A 16790-nucleotide genomic window follows, 5' to 3' on the forward strand; every position below is an offset into this window, starting at 1 on the left:
AATGGAGGACTAATTATGAAAAAACAGCAATTGCGCAGTGAAGTGCCGACGGAGCTAACTTGGAATCTGACCGATATTTATGCGGACGATGATGAGTTTAAGGCCGCAACGGGCGCTGCGAATGACCGCAGTGTGCGTTTGGCTGCAGCCGCGAATGATTTTGCAAATGACGCTGAGCACTTCTTGGAGGCGGTGCAGGAGTATTACGCGACTCAGGTCTTGATCAGCCACATTGGCGTTTACGCGATGCTCAAAACTAGTCAGGATGGTGCGGACCCCGCAGCCCAACAGCTGCAGGCTGATGCTGACCAGTGCTATTCGACATTTGGCAAGGCAACGGCGTGGTTTAAGTCCGCGGTGATTGACCTGACAGATGCCCAGCTGACAGCTTTTAAACAGGCAGAACCTGCGCTTAATGAGTATGGTCACGTACTGGACTTGATTCGTAAGCAGCGCGGCCATGTGCTCCCGCCGGACCAGGAGAAAATCCTGGCCGCACTCGCACCGACCCTGACGGCAGCCGAGGATATTCAGGTGACACTCGACGACACCGATTTGACCTTTGGGAACATTGACTTTGATGGCGAGCAGCAGGAACTGACCCGCGGGTTGATGAGCCGAATCCGGACTGAAGCGGACCGGCCGACACGGAAGCAGGCAGCCAAGCAGGCGGCGGCCAGTTACGTGGCGTTCCAGAACACTTTTGCCAAGACTCTGGACGCACACATTCACGTTCAGAACGTGGGTGCGCAGCTGCGCCACTATGACTCGGCTCGGCAAATGGACATGGCGCAAAATGAGTTGCCCGAGACGGTGTACGATGTCTTACTAAGTAAAACGCACGCCCACCTAGACTTGTTGCACCGTTATTACGCGCTGCGCAAGCGGGTGCTCGGTTTAGACAAAATGTACAGTTATGACTTGCGTGTGCCCCTCAATACGGATGCTAAACCCGAGCGGGTAGATTACGCGACCGCCAAGGAGGTTGCACTTAAGGCGCTGGCACCACTAGGTAAGGATTATCTGGATCACTTGCGCGTTGAATTTGCGAGCCGGTGGGTAGACGTTCCTGAAACGAAGGGCAAGACGACCGGTGGCTACGAGATTGGTGTTTACGGTGTCCACCCCTACATCCTGCTTAACTGGGCGGATACCTATAACGATTTGAGTACCTTAGTCCACGAGTCCGGGCACGCGATGCAGACGGTATACTCTGATGCGGTTCAAACTGCTTGGGATGCTGAATACCCGGCCTTCACTGCTGAGATTGCCTCCACGACTAACGAGAGTTTACTGAACGCATACGAGTTGGCGCAGAATAAAGCTGATCGCACGAAAAGCATTAGTTTGTTAACGGAAGCAGTTGACGATTTCGTTGGGACGCTCTATCGCCAGGCTCAGTTTGCTGAGTTTGAACACTTCATGTACACGACCGAAGCTAACGGGACGCCACTCACAGCACCAACTTTGAATGCTAAGTGGGCGACAATTCAGGCGGATTATTATGGTCCGGCCGTTACTACAGTTGATTGGCCGACAGCATCATGGGCACAGATCCCACACTTCTTCTACAATTACTATATGTACCAATACGCAACTTCTAAGGCGATTGCGACAACAATGGCGAAGCGGATTTTGACGGAGGGCGATCCGGCTGTTACTCGCTACAAACGGTTCCTGTCTGCAGGTAATTCAGCTTCACCAGTCAAGGTACTTGCCGATGCGGGGGTTGATATTCTGAGTGGTGATTATCTTGATGATGCCTTCGCTAGCTTTGCCGCCCAACTTGAGCAGTTGGAAGGTTTATTAGGCTAATAGGGCGGGGAAAATTCGCCTGAACGCGATATTAACTGTTAATCAGCACCGAATGAGAATGTGCACAGCTTGAGCGTTAATGCTAAACTAGCTAGATATCAAAAAATAGTTAGGATGAATAAACAGAATGACTAAAACAGCATATATTGCCTCAAGTTGGTTTAACGATGAACAAACCGCGTTGATGAATGCCGGTGTGGCAGCATTGAAAGTTAATAAGACCGTCGATTTTGAAAATAGTTACCTACCACTGTCCCACCAGTACAAGAGTTTAGACACCATGAAGAACCCTGAGCTGCTCAGCGACACCGAATGGCAATTGGCAACCTTTAACGGTGATGTGCAGGGCATTAACAATACCGATTTGGTAATTGCAATGTACGACCCGAAGGAAGCTAACAGTGATCCAGGCGTGCTCTGGGAAGTTGGTTATGCTTACGGAATCCGTAAGCCGGTCATCCTTGTGTTGCCAGACGCGAACGAAATTCCGCTGAACCTGATGCCCGCAATCGGTGCCACTGCAATCATCCACGTGCACGACCTTGCTGGCTACAACTTTAACTTTCCGGACTACGATGTGTATAAGGGCCAAGTCTACTAGGCATTACCAACTGCACAAGCATTAATATTAATGGGGCACCCGGCAATCGGGTGGCCCATTTTGTTTACTCAATTGATTTAATAAATTGTTAGTTAGTCACCCAATAGTGCGCATTTGTGGCTGTGGTGTCGGTCACTGGCCATGATAATTCACTCCCGTGCTGTGAGTTTGCAGTAAATGTTAGTGCTACGTGTTACAATGAGGACGTAAAATTGCGTTTTTTCATTTTATATAAATTACATTTAAGGAGTAACAATATGGATTGGCCATCACTTATCGCGACATTGAAACAAATCATGCAGGAGGACAAGATTAGCGCGAATACTCTCGCCGAGCAATTGGGCGTGTCAATTTCATCCGTTCGCAACTACTTGTCACTTCGTCAGCGGGCATCAATTAGCACCCGTGAGAAGATTGAAGCATTCGTCGCCGCACACCAGTCAGACAGCAAGAAGAGCACTACCACGCGTCGGCGTGGCGGTCGCAAAGCCAAGCAGGAAGCAAAACCAGCAGCACAGACCGAGAGCAAAAAACAGTCTGCAAGCACAACTAGCAAGCCAGCTGCCCGGACGCGCAAGCAAACTACTGCCAAGAATGACAATGCGGAGAGTAAGCAAAACACTGACGCAGCGGCGCAGACAGAACCGGCAAAACAGACTAACACCCGGAGGCGCGGTCGCCCGAGCAAGCAGCAGAGCAATGCTGCTAGTGAACAGTCGGCAAAGCAGACTGACCGCAAGCAGAACTCACGGGCCAGCCGCAGTAATAAGACTAACAGTCAGCAGGCCGCAACTACTACCAAGCAGCAGAACGCTAATACTAACGGCCAGCAGAAACAGCAACCTAAGCAAAATAAGCAGCAACAAACTAATATTCAGGCTAAGCCTGCAGCAGCTGCTAAGCAACCAGAACAAAAGCAGCAGGAGCCCAAGCAGAGTGCGGAACAGCCTCAGCAGGACACAACACCAATTGCTAGCCGGGTGAAGACGCCTGCGCGCAAGCCGGCAACTAACTCTGCTGTCCGGATTTACGTTGACGAATCATTCGGTCAGGGTGCTAACAAGCCTTTCACCGTGGGGATGGTGCTCTGCTCAACTGAACCGGGAATCATGCCTTTCCGTGAATTCACCAACACCTTGTACCCATTTGGTTGGGCGCCTGGTGATGAAGTCAAGGCACAGGGTAAGGACCTGAGTAACGTGAAGTACGTTCTGAAGGGCTCGCTTAATGATGACATCCGCATGGTCGCATTCCGGACTAAGATGGTCCCACCATTGCTCACAATCACCGATGATGATTCGACCATGGTTACGATTTTCCCTTACGTTTCTGGCCTGATCAACGCGATTGAGCAGTTGCAGCACAGCGGCTTGAAGGGGACTCAGTTCCAGATCATCATCGACCGCACGAACAAGTTACCTACCGAGTCTTTACGCGTGATTCAGAACATGCTGGATGTTTACTTCCAGCTGTCAACACCGCAGCACCTGTCCTTCCACATCACTGATGGTGATTCACGGGCACAAAAGGGACTGCAGCTCGCAGATTTTGTCGCGCACTATGCCTACGTTGAAGATCCTGAAAACACCAGTGATTTTGCGCCAGTTAACACCTTTATTGACGATGACCTTGGTAATGCCCGGCGCTTTGCTTTCTACTCTGGCTTGCGGCTCGTGCAGCTGCGTGCCGGCGCGCGGATGGTGATCGCCGACAACGCAGAGCGGGCTGAAGAAGAAGCCAATGCTGCTAGTGCCGCCGCAGCAGCTGACGAAGACGCTGATGTAGTCACTCCAGTTGATGATGCCAGTCCTAAGCACGACTTGAGCCGCGCAATGGAGCTAGCAATGGCACTGCGGAAGACGGTTATTTCCGCCGGCACAGCTGGGCTGCGCGGTAAGGAACTGGAATCAGTGCGCAGCCGCTTAAAGGGTCTGTCCACGACGGTTGCTAACTGGTTGCTTGACAGCCAGGACGGATTGCTTGATGGACTGGCTAACCGGACGATTGCGGACTTCCGCGAGCGCCTCGCAATCATCAGCCGGGTGGACAAGCCGTTCAAGCCTGCTGCCGAGATTGGTGAGCAACAGTTTCACATCTTCGAAACACAGTTAGACAAGATTCAGGATTTGCTAGAGTCTTACAGTACAACTGCTGAGAAGGATTAAGACGAATTAGAGTGTTTAGTGGGTGGCCGAGTCTAACTTGGCCACCTTTTTTATGGTCACATGTCAGTTAGCTAACTAACTAGCTGCTGATGTGCTGCATCAGTCACTGGCAATGTTCGGTTGTAGCCCCTCGTTCTGCCCGCACATTCCTGTTATAATAATAAAAAAACTAAGAGGTGCACACATGTTAGTTATCGTTTCAGTGTTCGGCCAAGACCGCGTGGGAATCGTTGCGGCAATTGCCACCGTGATGGCGAAGGAAAATGTTAACATTTTGGAACTGACCCAGACCATCTTTAAGGGCAACTTCACGATGATGATCAGTGCGCAGTTACCGGAGAACGCGGATTTTGCGGCGATTCGTTCTGACCTGGAGGACGCGGGGCAGGAACTGGGGATGACCGTTCAGATGCAGCGTCAGGAATTGTTTGACGCGATGCACAAGCTGTAGGAGGTAACAATGGAAGCTCAGCAGATTCAAGAAACGGTTGCGATGATTCGGGAAGAAAACCTGGACATTCGCACCATCACCATGGGGATTTCGCTTCTAGATTGTATTCGCGGGGATATTCAAGCGACAGCCGATGCAGTTTACGCCAAAATCACCACGAAGGCGAAGAACCTAGTGAAAGTAGCCGAAGAAATTGAAACCGAGTTCGGCCTGCCAATCGTTAACAAGCGTGTTTCCGTGACGCCGGTGGCCCTGCTTGCGGGCGGGGATGCTAGTTTTGACTTTGTGCAGATTGCTAAGGCCATGGACCGGGCGGCAATTGATTGTGGAATCGACCTGATTGGGGGCTACACGGCGCTCGTGCAAAACGGCATGACCAAGGCCGATGAAGCTCTGATGCGCAGTATGCCCGCCGCTTTTGCCCAGACCGAGCGGGTTTGTGGCTCCGTTAACGTTGGCAGCACCAAGTCCGGGATGAACATGGACGCCATTGCGCTGATGGGGGATATTGTGAAGCAGATTGCGACGCCAACACCGCAGAACGCGATGAAACTGGTCGTGTTCTGTAACGCTGTGGAAGATAATCCATTCATGGCTGGCGCGTTCTGGGGTGTCTCTGAGGGTGATTGTGCCATCAACACGGGGGTCTCTGGCCCTGGGGTGATGCAGCGGGCGATTGCGGCCATTCCCGATGCTCCCTTTGAGGAACTGTGTGAGACCATTAAGAAGACGGCCTTCAAAATCTCGCGGATGGGTCAACTGGTCGGGCAGATTGCCGCGGAACGTTTAGGGGTGCCGTTTAACATTGTTGACCTTTCCCTTGCACCCACTCCCGCTGCCGGTGATTCGGTTGCGCTGGTCCTGGAATCAATGGGGCTCAGTCACGTTGGTTCGTACGGCACGACCGCGGCCTTGGCATTGCTTAATGACGCTGTGAAAAAGGGGGGCATCATGGCGGCCGAGCGCGTTGGTGGTCTGTCAGGTGCCTTCATTCCGGTGAGTGAAGATGCCAACATGATTGCGGCTGTTGAGAAGGGCCACATTGGCCTCGAGAAGTTGGAAGCAATGACGGCTGTTTGTTCCGTTGGGCTCGACATGGTCGCCGTTCCCGGCGCAACGCCAGCAACTACCATTAGTGGCATGATTGCTGACGAAGCCGCCCTGGGGATGATCAACAACAAGACCACCGCGGTGCGGGTGATCCCGGTTCCCGGCAAGGATGTTGGTGATTTTGTTGAGTTCGGCGGCTTGTTCGGTCGGGCACCGATCATGAAGGTGAACGACGGCGACGCCAGCCAGTTTATTGCTCGCGGGGGGCACATTCCCGCACCAATTCATTCGTTCAAAAACTAAGCAAGCCAAGGGAGCGGCCCGCCGCTCCCTTTTGTTTGGAGTAAATGTCAGTGGCACCGCAGCGTTAGTAATTGTGCAGTGCTGTGAAGGAGGAAATAATGCGTAAAATTTTGGTCCTACACACGGGCGGAACCATTTCAATGAGTGCTAACGAACAGGGCGACGTTGTGCCGAACGCCGTCAACCCCTTGGTGGCTGCCGGCTTGGATCTGCCGGCAGATATCGAGCTGCAAACCGAGGAAATTTTCAACTTACCGTCACCGCACGTGACACCGGAACGGATGCTGGAACTCAGCACCCGGATTCGCGAGGCACAGGAGCATGAAGGCATCACCGGCGTCGTGGTCACGCACGGCACGGACACGCTTGAGGAGACGGCTTACTTTCTGGACTTGACACTCGACCCGGAAATTCCGGTCGTCGTGACGGGGGCGATGCGCTCTAGCAATGAAATCGGTTCGGACGGCTTGTACAATTTCCAGAGTGCCATTAAGGTTGCGGCCAGTCACGGTGCGCGCGGCAAGGGTTGTCTAGTGGTGATGAACGATGAGATCCACACCGCGCGTTTTGTGACCAAGACGCACACCACCAACGTTGCCACCTTCCGCACGCCCACTTTTGGTCCGGTTGGTTTGGTGACTAAGGATGGGGCGACCTTCTTCCAGGAACTCATTAATCAGGATGTGGAGCCCATCACCAGCTGTGCGGCCAACGTGTTCTTGATCAAGGCCTACGCGGGCATGGACGGCATGCTGTTTGACGCGTTACCGGAAAGTGCGAATGGGCTCGTGATCGAGGCTCTTGGTGCTGGGAACATGCCCCCCGCAACGCTGCCAGCACTGCAGCGGCTGATTGACCGCGGGGTGCCGATCGTTCTGGTGTCACGCTGCTTTAACGGGGTTGCCCAAGCCGTCTATGATTACGCGGGCGGCGGCGTTGAGCTGGAGCACATGGGTGTGATCTTCTGCCGCGGTCTTAATGGCCAAAAGGCGCGGATCAAGCTCATAGTCGGCCTGTCTGCCGGCAAGAGCGGGCATGAGCTTAAGCATTACGTTAATAACGCAATCAGCTAAATCAAGCATTCAAAAAGGAGACTGCGCAGAAATTGCGGAGTCTCCTTTTTGGAGGTGATGAAGATGTTTGTGGCACTTGATCAGGAGGGCCGGCGCTGTGAGTTACTCAGTCACGAGCAGGCTGCGGGGCTCAAGCGCGCCCAAGCACCTGTCTTTTGCCCGGCGTGCGGGGAACGCTTGTTGATTCGTAATGGTAGCCAGCTGCCAGCCCACTTTGCCCACCGCAGCCATGCCTGCAATTTTGGTGAACCCGAGAGCAGTGAACACCTGCGGGGTAAAATGCTGCTCAGGGACATTGCCGTTGCTGGTGGGTGGACCGCGGAGCTGGAGGTTTACCTGCCAGAGCAGAAGCAGCGGATCGACGTGCTGATCACGCACGGTGCGCAGCGGCGGGCTCTGGAGTTTCAGTGTAGTCCGCTGGCGGCGGGGCGTTTACGGGAACGAACGCAGGGTTACGCTAGTTTGGGTCTACCTACTCAGTGGTTACTCGGTAAGCGTTACTTTAATGACCGGGCCGCGGCGGGACGCGCCAAGTTCGCAATCCTGGGTCCACGGGGACTCGAACTACGCTTTTTAGACAGCGCGCGCGGACTGTTGTGGCGGGATACTCAATTGCGGCGGCACGGCGGCCAGCGGCAGTCACTGTGGCCGCAGTTAGGCCAAAGTTACGGCTGGGGGCGCGGTGTGCAGCCGGTTACTGCCGCGCGGAAGTTGGCGCTGGCATTACATTACCAGCAACGGCCATATTTACGTTTGCAAAACCAGTGTTACCCGCGGCGGCTGAACCTAGCGGGCTGCCCTTGGGTCGTGCAGCACGGATTAAGTGATTTGCCCGGCTTAGTTCTTCCCGAGGACCTGCTACGGGTGCAGTGGCTGCTGCAATTCAGCGCCGTGCCGCGGATCACTGTTGCCGCTAACTTGGCGTTTTGGCAGCAGGCAATCAGGACTAGTGCGCTACCCTTAGTTAACGCCCAGGCGTACGCAGAACTGGTGGCACCGCAATTTTGTGCAGAGTTAGTCCGGCGGGGGTATTTGGAGTGGCGTGCTGATGCGTGGCAATGGCTGCAACAGCCGCAGTGGTACCCTGATTTAGACACAAAATTAGCCCAGTTTAACTCTTTTTGACATGATGTTTGCTTGCGCGGCCGATTTTGTTCTGCACGGGTTTGACGGTGATTTTGTATTGCGTACAGATGGCTGCGAATTGTTTTTGAGCGGCGGCGTGGTCGGTGTATTCCATTTCTAATTCCCAATCAGTGTAGCCGTCTTCGAAGTGGCTCCAGTCGAGGACCAGTTTGCCGGCGGGCAGGATGCATTCTTGCCTAGTCGTACGCATGCTGGCGAAAGCGCTCAGTTCTTGAATCGTGAAGCCCATCGCCAGCAACTGCTTAGCCACGGTTCCCTCAGTGACCGGGTGCCCGCTTGCGATGGCGGCCTGCGCCGCGCTAAGTGTTAGCCGGTCGGTGTATTCAATGATCCGGCGGTCGACCGTACCAGAGGATTGGGCCTTCAGGGTCTGCTCCGCGTAGTCAGCGAACACCCGGATGCGCAGGGCATCGTTCGCGGCCGCCAGCCGGTGCGTTTTGTCGTCGAAATAGATATTGGTCTGGGTAAAGGCCGGCGCAAACTTAAAATCTTGCCGGAGTGCTGCGGCTTGATCGGCGCTGATAATGGTCTTAAACTCCCGCTCTAGTGAAATGCTCATGAGTTGGTCCTCCCCAATAATTCGTGATTCTCTCAGCTAGCCCCATATTAACACCGTCGCGATAAAAGTGGGCGGCGGTGTTATCTCTTTGTGGTCTTTGCTATAATGTACCGGAATACATAATAGTGGAGGGACTTGCATGGTACAGAATTGGGACGTATTTTTAATGCCATATGAACAGGCTGTTTCGGAACTTAAAATTAAGTTTCGTGGCATGCGGAAACAGTACCAGCAGGCTAGCAAGCACTCACCAATTGAATTTGTGACGGCGCGAGTCAAGTCGGTGGATTCGATTATTGAAAAGCAGGCACGGCGTTACATCGCTGATGATGTGCTCGAAACCGATATGCAGGATATCGCCGGGGTGCGCATCATGTGTCAGTTTGTTGAGGATATTTATGCGGTGGTTGACCTTTTGCACCAGCGCACCGACATGACCGTGCTCGAGGAACGCGACTACGTGACTAATGTGAAGTCGTCCGGTTACCGCTCCTACCACGTAATTATTGAGTACCCCGTGCAGTTGGTTGATGGTGAGAAGAAAATTCTGGCGGAGATCCAAATTCGTACTATGTCGATGAACTTCTGGGCGACCATTGAACACTCGCTGAATTACAAGTATCAGGGTGAGTTCCCTGACGACTTGAAGGCCCGGCTCAAGCGTGCCGCTGAAGCCAGTTTCCAGCTGGATAAGGAAATGTCCGAAATCCGCGAAGAAATTCAGGAAGCCCAACAACTGTTTTCCTATGGCAAGGGGCAGGATCTGCCGCAGATGCAGGGGATGCAGTTCAAGGACAGCGACAATCAAACTGATGGTGACGAGTCTTCGAACACGGATGACTCCGGCGCCAGCAGGCAGCATGATGATGGTCAGGACGACGGGGAGAAATAGCGAATGCGAGTATGGGTTTTTAGCAATTCAGGCACGGCTAGTACCAACGCCGCTCACAGTTTGAACAAGAAGCTGAAGGCGGCGGGCTTCACAATCAATCCCGCGCGGCCAGACGTTGTGATTACTGTTGGTGGTGACGGTACTCTGTTGTCAGCGTTTCACCGGTACAACGCCGCCCTCGACAAAATCCGCTTTGTGGGTGTCCACACCGGGCACCTCGGCTTTTACACCGACTGGCGCGATTACGAGCTGGATGAGCTAGTGACCGCACTTAAAAATGACCATGGCGAACGCATTGGCTACCCCTTGCTCGACATCCTGGTGACCTACGCCGATGACACGACCGGGCATTACGTTGCACTCAATGAGGCCACGTTAAAGCGCGCCAGCAGCACGATGAAAACTGATGTTTACATCAAGGATAATTTCTTTGAGAGCTTCCGTGGGGATGGTTTGTGCATTTGCACGCCGACTGGGTCCACTGCATACTCCAAGTCTAATGGCGGTGCGGTGCTTCATCCGCGGCTCCAGGCCCTGCAGGTGACCGAGATTGCTTCTATCAACAACCGGGTCTTCCGGTCCCTGTCCGCACCAATCATTTTGGCCCCCGACGAGTGGGTGGTGCTCAAGCCGGCTAGTGATGTCCAGTACGTCATGACCATTGATCAGTTCCACATGTCCGACCGGCCAATCAAGTCGGTCCGCTACCAGATTGCTGACGAGCACATTTATTTTGCCAAGTACCGCCACATGCACTTCTGGGACCGAGTCGAGGATGCCTTTATTGGGGCGAAGAAAGAATGATCCTGAAGTGGTATTACCGCGGCCAGCCGCAGCGCCTGCAGCACTTCATGCTGACGCAGGGCTTTAGCTCCGCGCAATTAACGCGGCTCAAGTTTCACGGCGGCAGTGTGTACGTGAATCATAAGCAACGCAAAACCACCTTCATGCTCCACGACGGTGATATCGTGCGCGTCATCATGGCTCCCGAAGTGCCCGCCGATGCGGTGGTGGCCACTCCTGGGGCCATTGATATTATTTATGAGGACCGCGACCTGTTGATCGTGAACAAGCCCGCAGGAACCGCGTCGATTCCGGCGGCCAACAAGCAGCCTGACTCCATGGCCAATTTGGTGAAGGCCTACCTGCAGCGCAGTGGGGCGGAGAGCACCGCTATCCACGTGGTGACGCGGCTCGACCGCGACACGAGTGGCCTGATGATTTTTGCCAAGCACAGCTTCGCGCACACGCTCCTCGACCGCCAGCTGCACACCGCAGACATGGACAAGCAGTACCTCGCGCTGAGTTCGGGGCCGGTCCCAATGGCTGCTCACGGCTGGATCATCCTCCGCTTGGGGCTTTCGGACGGCTTTTACATGCGCCGGGCCGTGGTGCCACAGGGCAAAATTTCCGTGACCGAATACGCCACCCTGGCGCAGCGCGGCCGCTACGCCCTTAGTCGTGTTTACTTGCACACCGGGCGCACGCACCAGATTCGCGTGCACTTCGCCGCGATTGGGCGGCCGCTGCTTGGGGATACACTGTACGGCGGTGAGTTACCAACAGGTAGGCAGGCGCTGCACTGCAGCGACCTGACCGTGCGCCAACCGTTCACCGGCGAGTTGTTGCACCTGCACGCCCCGCTCCCGGCGGATATGCAGGCGTTGATGACAAAAGTCGGGTTGCAATAGACAGAAGTGGCTGGTCCCTGCTGAGGCCAGCCACTTTTAACATGTATTTTTGGGGGAATGATCGTGTCACGCAAAACAAAGATTTCGGCCGCTCGGCAAGTGAGCTACTTCGTCATTTCGATTCTGATCAACGCTTTGGGTAACGCCCTGACCGTCACGCTGAATCTTGGCAGCGCACTCTGGACCGCTTCGGCCGTGAACCTGAGCCACCTGCTACCACTGTCACTAGCCGTCATCATGGCGGCTGAAGGGGTGGGCTTGGTCATTCTCAACGCAATCATTCTGGGCAAAATCGAGTGGCAGCGGATTGCCGGCAACCTGCTCTTTGTTTTCCCCTTCAGTTTTTTGATTGGGCGGATGGTTGTGCTGCTTGGTTTCCTGCACATCACCGGCTTGCCGCTGTTAGTACGGATAATTCTCGATATCCTGGGCATCGTGTTCATCGGGATCGGCATATCGATTTATCAGCGGCTGAACATAATTTTGCACCCGGCGGATGACTTCATGCAGATTTTGCGCTTCAAATTCTGCCGGGGGCATGCCGCCTGGGCCCAATTGCTATCCTTCACGCCGCCGATTATGCTCTTGATTCTGACCGTTAGCTGCGGGGTGCCCCTGGCCGCCATCAACATCGGCACACTGTTTGCACTTTTGTTCCAAGGCAGTGTTGTGGGAATCGCCGACAAGGTGGTTTTTCCGCACCTGCCGCATCTGCGGTTGGGAATGAACTAGTTTGCTCAAAGCTGCAGACGGTACCGATCAATGAGATCGAACGCATCTGTTCCCAGTTTCCCGTAGTCATCGAGGAGGGCGTGAAACTCCTGCGCGCGGACCACGTTCAAATCAAAATGGGGGGCAACTGCAGTCTGTAGCTGCTGGTAGTTGGCGTTCAGGCCTGCCAGCGGATTGAAAAGTCGGCGGGTGTAACTGTCCGCCACGAAGGCACTGCGCATGAAGACATACAAGAGCAGGACGTCCGCGGTCTCGTTGCCAATTCCGGGCAGAGTGCGGAGGTGCTTGCGTAGTTTTGCTGTTGGCAACTTGGTCAGGGTTTGGTAATCATCCCTGTACATGGTGAGTGCGGTGCGTAGGTAGCGCGTTTTGGCCTTGTAGAACCCGCTGGGGCGGATCAGTTCCTGCAATTCTTCGTCGCTGAGTGCCAAAATCGCACCCAAGCCGAAATTAGTGGCCGCGTTTAGATTGATGAGGGCACGGTCGACATTCCGCCAATTGGTGTTTTGAATCAGGATCATGCCGCAAATGAGTTGCACGGTGCTACCGGCCGGCCACCAGTGGCGTGGGCCCATGCGGTCGTACAGAATTTCGTATAAGTTATTAACAGTGATTGTACGTAACTTAGCAGCCATTGGGTGGCCTCCTTTTACTTAGTATTAGCTTAGCGCATTTGGGGGCACGCAAAAACGGACGTCAGCTGAATTCTGACGTCCGTTTTTATATTGCTCAGTTCATGCTGTTAGGCCTTCAGTTCTCCAAGAACATGTGTACCGTGAGCCTGGTTAACACCAATGTACTTGCAGATCTGGTCCTTGTTGCCGTCGTTCACACCGGCACCAGGAAGGATTTCAATCCGCCCGTCTGCCCAGTCAACGATTTGCTTGAGCTGGTCGAGATTGTCGAGTACGTTTGTGTCGAGCAGGCCACCGTGGGACAGGATCCGGGTGAAGCCTTTTTCAACGAGCCAGTCCATGGCTTCCTTTTGGTTCTCCTTAGGAATCCAGTCGAAGCAGAGGTTGCAGACCAGTTGCATGCCACCAGCGGCCGCAATCAGGTTTTCCATTGCGTCCTTGTCGAGCTGGTTGTCCTTGGTCAGCACACCGAAGATAACGGCGTCCATGCCCAATGCCTGGAATTCGAGCATGTCGTGTTCCATGATCTTCAGTTCGGTGTCGTTGAAGTAGTAGTCACCACCGCGGGGGCGGACCATTGCGACAACAGTGGCGTTGTGCTCGTGGCAGTACTTGAGACTTTCGATTGCAGTACCCTTGCTGGCAGTGGTGCCGCCAGCGGTCAGGTTACCGGTCAGCTCGATGCGCTGGGCACCGGCCGCCATAGCGGCAGGGACAAGGGTAAAGTTTTCAACAGCAACTTCATTTAGCATTGATAGATTTCCTCCAGTTTATAATGCGGATGATCCGCGATATTCCGGTGGCGCCGCACGACGCGGCCGGTGGTTACAGAACCATGACTAAAATAATGACGATCCCGAGGGCGATTCGGTACCAGCCAAAGCCGGTGAAATCGTGCCCCTGAACGAATTTGAGGAGCCACTTGATTGTGACCCAAGCCACAACCATCGAAACGAGAAAGCCAGTTGCCAGAACTAGGGAGTCGCTCATCGTGAAGGTGTTACCCTGCGCGAAGAACTTGCCCATTTTGAGGATGGACACCCCGAACATGGTCGGAATGGCCAGGAAGAACGAGAACTCGGTGGCCACGTACCGGCTAGTGCCGAGCAAAATCGCCCCGAGAATGGTGACCCCGCTTCGGCTGGTTCCAGGCACGATGGAGAGCGCCTGGAACAGGCCGATCATGATGGCTAGCTGGTATGAGATGTCGGCCAGACTGGTGATAGCTGGGGTCCGGTGCTTATTGTAACGTTCAATAATGATGAACAAAATCCCGTAGACGATCAGGGTCGTTGCGATGACCGGTGGTGTCTGCAGGTGTTTGTCCATCCAGTCATTCAGCGGCAAGCCGATAACGACGCTGGGGATGACCGCGATAATGACCTTTGCCCACAGCACCCACGTGGACTGTTTTTCTTGGTGGCTCTTGCTTGGGGCCAGCGGGTTGAGCTTGTTGAAGTACAGGAACACAACCGCCATGATGGCACCGAGTTGAATCACGTAATTGAACATGTACTTGAAGTCCGCGCTTTGCTGCATGTGGATAATTGATTGGACCAGATCAATGTGACCAGTGGAACTGACGGGCAGGAACTCGGTGAGCCCCTCGACAATTCCGATGATGATTGCTTTCAGTATGTTAACCATTGCTTAGTGTCTCCTCCATTTTCACAATGGTTTCAGTATAGCAAACCAGCGGCCCAATAGCGGTATAGCGCGGGGATTTAGTAAAATTTTGCTTTATTCAAACAGCACGCAAACGGCTTCGGGAGTCGCGATGTTGATTGCGGTTGGCAGTAGTTCACCGTTGACCGGGTCGCGGCGGTACAGCGTGCCGTTGTCGGTGTTTTGGTTGACAGCGAGGACATAGTTGCCACTCGGGTCAATGTTGAAGTCCCGCGGGAACTCCCCGAAGGTGCTGACGTAGCGGTGGAAAGTGGCGCTACCACTGCCATCCAGGTTGAACTGAGCGATACTGTTGTGACCGCGGTTGCTGACGTACAGGAACTTACCGTCAGCACTGATGCGGACCGCAGCCGCGCCGTTGTGTTCGGTCCAGTCGGCGGGGATGGTGCTCAAGACTTCCCGCGGGCTGAAGCTACCATCGGTTGGGTCGTAGTCCAGAACTTCTAGTGAACTACTTAGCTCACCGGCGAGGTAGGCAACGGACATTTTGGGGTTGAAGACGATGTGCCGGGGGCCAAAACCTGGTGTGGTGTGGAAGACTGTCGGTGTGCCCAACTTGCCAGCAGCGCTGACGGGGTAGGTGCTGACGGTATCGTTACCGAGGTCAACAACGACGAGGCGCTTGTCGGGTGTCAAACTTGCATAGTGGACGTGGCTGGCTTCTTGTTCCGGCCGCGGCCCCTTCCCGTCGTGCTTGACCTCATCGGTTGCGGAGAGGCTACCGTCTTCGCGGATACTGTAAACGTTGACCCGGCCTTCGTGGTAGTTGGCCGCGAAGACGAGCTGGCGGTCCTCATCGACGCCGACGTGGGCCGGCGAGGTGCCCGGTTCCATCACCTGATTGAGGACGCGGGGCTTTGCGCCTTTGAGGTCAATTGCTGCGACCCCACCGGCACCTTCACCGGCTGCAACTGTATAGAGGACGTGTGCCCGAGACTCAGCTAGGTAGGTCGGACCACTAATTGCGTCGCAGTACGGCAGTGGTGTGCTGACACTACCCGTATCCAAATCTAATTCGGCGCGATAAATGCCTTTACCTTCCTTGCGGGTGTAACCACCCAGGATGATGTTTTCTTTGCTCAAGCGAATTCCTCCTTCATCGTGGGGAAAATTACCCCACGTTTTGTGTACATTACCCAGTATACAACTTAAGAAAGCGGATTCGCCACGGAAAAAATATGGTATGCTGAGCATATCATCGAAAAGTGAGGTTGGATAGAAATATGGAGATTACGGCAAAAGTTCAGGCAATTGGTAAGGATGCACTCAGCCCTAAGGACGCGATGGTGATTCTGTTCGGGGAAAAGGCGACACCAGAATTGCGGGATGTCTGCGTGATCCAGGAGTTCACGGATCCTGCAGCGCAGAAGAAGATGCACGTTCGCCCTGGCGATCATATCTACATCAATGACATCAAGTACCGGGTTGCTGGTGTTGGCGGTTTGACCGACGCTAACCTCGAACAAATTGCACACGCAACGCTCATTTTTAAGGCCGTCCCGGACGATGACGACGTAATGGGCAACGCAATCTATTTGACACCATTTGCTAAGCCGATCTTTGAGGTGGGGACAACGATTCGTTACGATTTGGCGGATTAAACAAGCTATTTTGCGTCAGGAGGCGCATTGGTGATGCGAAAATATCGAGTACTGACAGGCGGCTTTGTTGGCTTGGGTTTTGTAATCACACTGGTATTAATGGTGCTGGCACCAAGAACTGTTGTGATGCACTTTGCTGGTGGCGGGGCTGCTGATAGTTGGGGGGGAGATCCGGCCTGTTCTTAGAGCCGGTACTTCTTCTGGTTATCGCCTTCTTTTGTGATCGCGCCGCGGTGCGGGAACGCAAACGTGAAGATCTGAGCGACTTCACCCAACTTTTACCTAATGAATGGCGGTATATGGAGCTACTGCTGATTTGCGTGGTGGCTTTTGCACTGCTGCAGATGTACCAGATTGGGTGGTTGCACTAACATGGGTTTAGACAGCTAG

The 16790-nt window shown here is 54.0% G+C and carries 18 protein-coding genes; 13 read left to right on the plus strand and 5 right to left on the minus strand.

Annotated elements, in window-relative coordinates; all coding sequences use genetic code 11:
* Positions 1-15: 15 nt before the first annotated feature.
* The 7 genes from pepF to GN107_RS00155 all read left to right on the plus strand — a co-directional run bounded on the left by pepF (position 16) and on the right by GN107_RS00155 (position 8583).
* The gene (gene pepF, locus GN107_RS00125; protein WP_155286250.1) at positions 16-1815 is read left to right on the plus strand and encodes an oligoendopeptidase F; all 1800 of its coding nucleotides are present in this window, start codon (positions 16-18) and stop codon (positions 1813-1815) included.
* A 127-nt stretch (positions 1816-1942) separates the two neighbouring features.
* Positions 1943-2416, plus strand: coding sequence for a nucleoside 2-deoxyribosyltransferase (locus GN107_RS00130; RefSeq protein WP_155286249.1), 474 nt, complete (start codon positions 1943-1945; stop codon positions 2414-2416).
* A gap of 257 nt (positions 2417-2673) precedes the next feature.
* Positions 2674-4581, plus strand: coding sequence for an HTH domain-containing protein (locus GN107_RS00135; protein ID WP_155286248.1), 1908 nt, complete (start codon positions 2674-2676; stop codon positions 4579-4581).
* A gap of 184 nt (positions 4582-4765) precedes the next feature.
* Positions 4766-5032 carry an ACT domain-containing protein gene (locus GN107_RS00140; RefSeq protein ID WP_196246220.1) on the plus strand — a complete coding sequence of 89 codons (267 nt, stop codon included), beginning with the start codon at positions 4766-4768 and terminating at the stop codon, positions 5030-5032.
* A 9-nt stretch (positions 5033-5041) separates the two neighbouring features.
* Entirely contained in the window at positions 5042-6385 is a 1344-nt protein-coding gene (locus GN107_RS00145) for a PFL family protein (protein WP_155288040.1), read from the plus strand.
* 98 nt (positions 6386-6483) lie between these two features.
* A complete protein-coding gene (locus tag GN107_RS00150; RefSeq protein WP_196246219.1) occupies positions 6484-7458 on the plus strand; it encodes an asparaginase in 975 nt (324 codons plus the stop codon).
* A 63-nt stretch (positions 7459-7521) separates the two neighbouring features.
* The gene (locus GN107_RS00155) at positions 7522-8583 is read left to right on the plus strand and encodes a competence protein CoiA (RefSeq protein WP_196246218.1); all 1062 of its coding nucleotides are present in this window, start codon (positions 7522-7524) and stop codon (positions 8581-8583) included.
* Here GN107_RS00155 and GN107_RS00160 read toward each other — a convergent pair.
* Positions 8570-9163, minus strand: a complete 594-nt coding sequence (locus GN107_RS00160) for a CYTH domain-containing protein (protein ID WP_155286246.1) — start codon at positions 9161-9163, stop codon at positions 8570-8572. The two genes, GN107_RS00155 and GN107_RS00160, sit on opposite strands and share 14 nt — an antisense overlap.
* 139 nt (positions 9164-9302) lie before the next feature.
* Here GN107_RS00160 and yjbM point away from each other — a divergent pair, with 139 nt between their 5' ends.
* Genes yjbM through GN107_RS00180 form a run of 4 tightly spaced genes read left to right on the plus strand, consistent with a single transcriptional unit; the run spans position 9303 to position 12478 of the window.
* Positions 9303-10055, plus strand: a complete 753-nt coding sequence (gene yjbM / locus GN107_RS00165; RefSeq protein WP_155286245.1) for a GTP diphosphokinase — start codon at positions 9303-9305, stop codon at positions 10053-10055.
* A 3-nt stretch (positions 10056-10058) separates the two neighbouring features.
* Positions 10059-10859 carry an NAD kinase gene (locus GN107_RS00170; RefSeq protein WP_155286244.1) on the plus strand — a complete coding sequence of 267 codons (801 nt, stop codon included), beginning with the start codon at positions 10059-10061 and terminating at the stop codon, positions 10857-10859.
* Positions 10856-11746 (plus strand): RluA family pseudouridine synthase, encoded by an 891-nt coding sequence (locus GN107_RS00175; protein WP_155286243.1) that lies wholly within the window; start codon positions 10856-10858, stop codon positions 11744-11746. Before GN107_RS00170 ends, GN107_RS00175 begins: the two co-directional genes overlap by 4 nt.
* Positions 11747-11803: 57 nt before the next feature.
* The gene (locus tag GN107_RS00180) at positions 11804-12478 is read left to right on the plus strand and encodes a DUF6198 family protein (protein WP_155286242.1); all 675 of its coding nucleotides are present in this window, start codon (positions 11804-11806) and stop codon (positions 12476-12478) included.
* Positions 12479-12483: 5 nt separating this feature from the next.
* Here GN107_RS00180 and GN107_RS00185 read toward each other — a convergent pair whose 3' ends face one another.
* The 4 genes from GN107_RS00185 to GN107_RS00200 form a co-directional block, all read right to left on the minus strand.
* Positions 12484-13113 (minus strand): endonuclease III domain-containing protein, encoded by a 630-nt coding sequence (locus GN107_RS00185; RefSeq protein ID WP_155286241.1) that lies wholly within the window; start codon positions 13111-13113, stop codon positions 12484-12486.
* Positions 13114-13220: 107 nt separating this feature from the next.
* Entirely contained in the window at positions 13221-13865 is a 645-nt protein-coding gene (locus GN107_RS00190) for a copper homeostasis protein CutC (RefSeq protein WP_155286240.1), read from the minus strand.
* 73 nt (positions 13866-13938) lie between these two features.
* On the minus strand, positions 13939-14760 hold the full coding sequence (locus tag GN107_RS00195; protein WP_155286239.1) for an undecaprenyl-diphosphate phosphatase: 822 nt from the start codon (positions 14758-14760) through the stop codon (positions 13939-13941).
* 93 nt (positions 14761-14853) lie between these two features.
* Positions 14854-15882: a lactonase family protein gene (locus tag GN107_RS00200; RefSeq protein WP_230678533.1), complete on the minus strand. Its 1029-nt coding sequence runs from the start codon at positions 15880-15882 to the stop codon at positions 14854-14856.
* 140 nt (positions 15883-16022) lie between these two features.
* On the opposite strand from GN107_RS00200, the gene GN107_RS00205 reads away from it, so the two are divergent.
* Both GN107_RS00205 and GN107_RS00210 read left to right on the plus strand, forming a co-directional pair.
* Complete coding sequence (locus tag GN107_RS00205) at positions 16023-16400, plus strand: PTS glucitol/sorbitol transporter subunit IIA (RefSeq protein ID WP_155286237.1); 378 nt, start codon at positions 16023-16025, stop codon at positions 16398-16400.
* A gap of 158 nt (positions 16401-16558) precedes the next feature.
* Complete coding sequence (locus GN107_RS00210; protein ID WP_155286236.1) at positions 16559-16771, plus strand: hypothetical protein; 213 nt, start codon at positions 16559-16561, stop codon at positions 16769-16771.
* The last annotated feature ends 19 nt before the right edge of the window (positions 16772-16790 follow it).

It is taken from the genome of Lacticaseibacillus zhaodongensis (genome assembly GCF_009687905.1).
GTDB classification, from domain to species: Bacteria; Bacillota; Bacilli; order Lactobacillales; family Lactobacillaceae; genus Lacticaseibacillus; species Lacticaseibacillus zhaodongensis.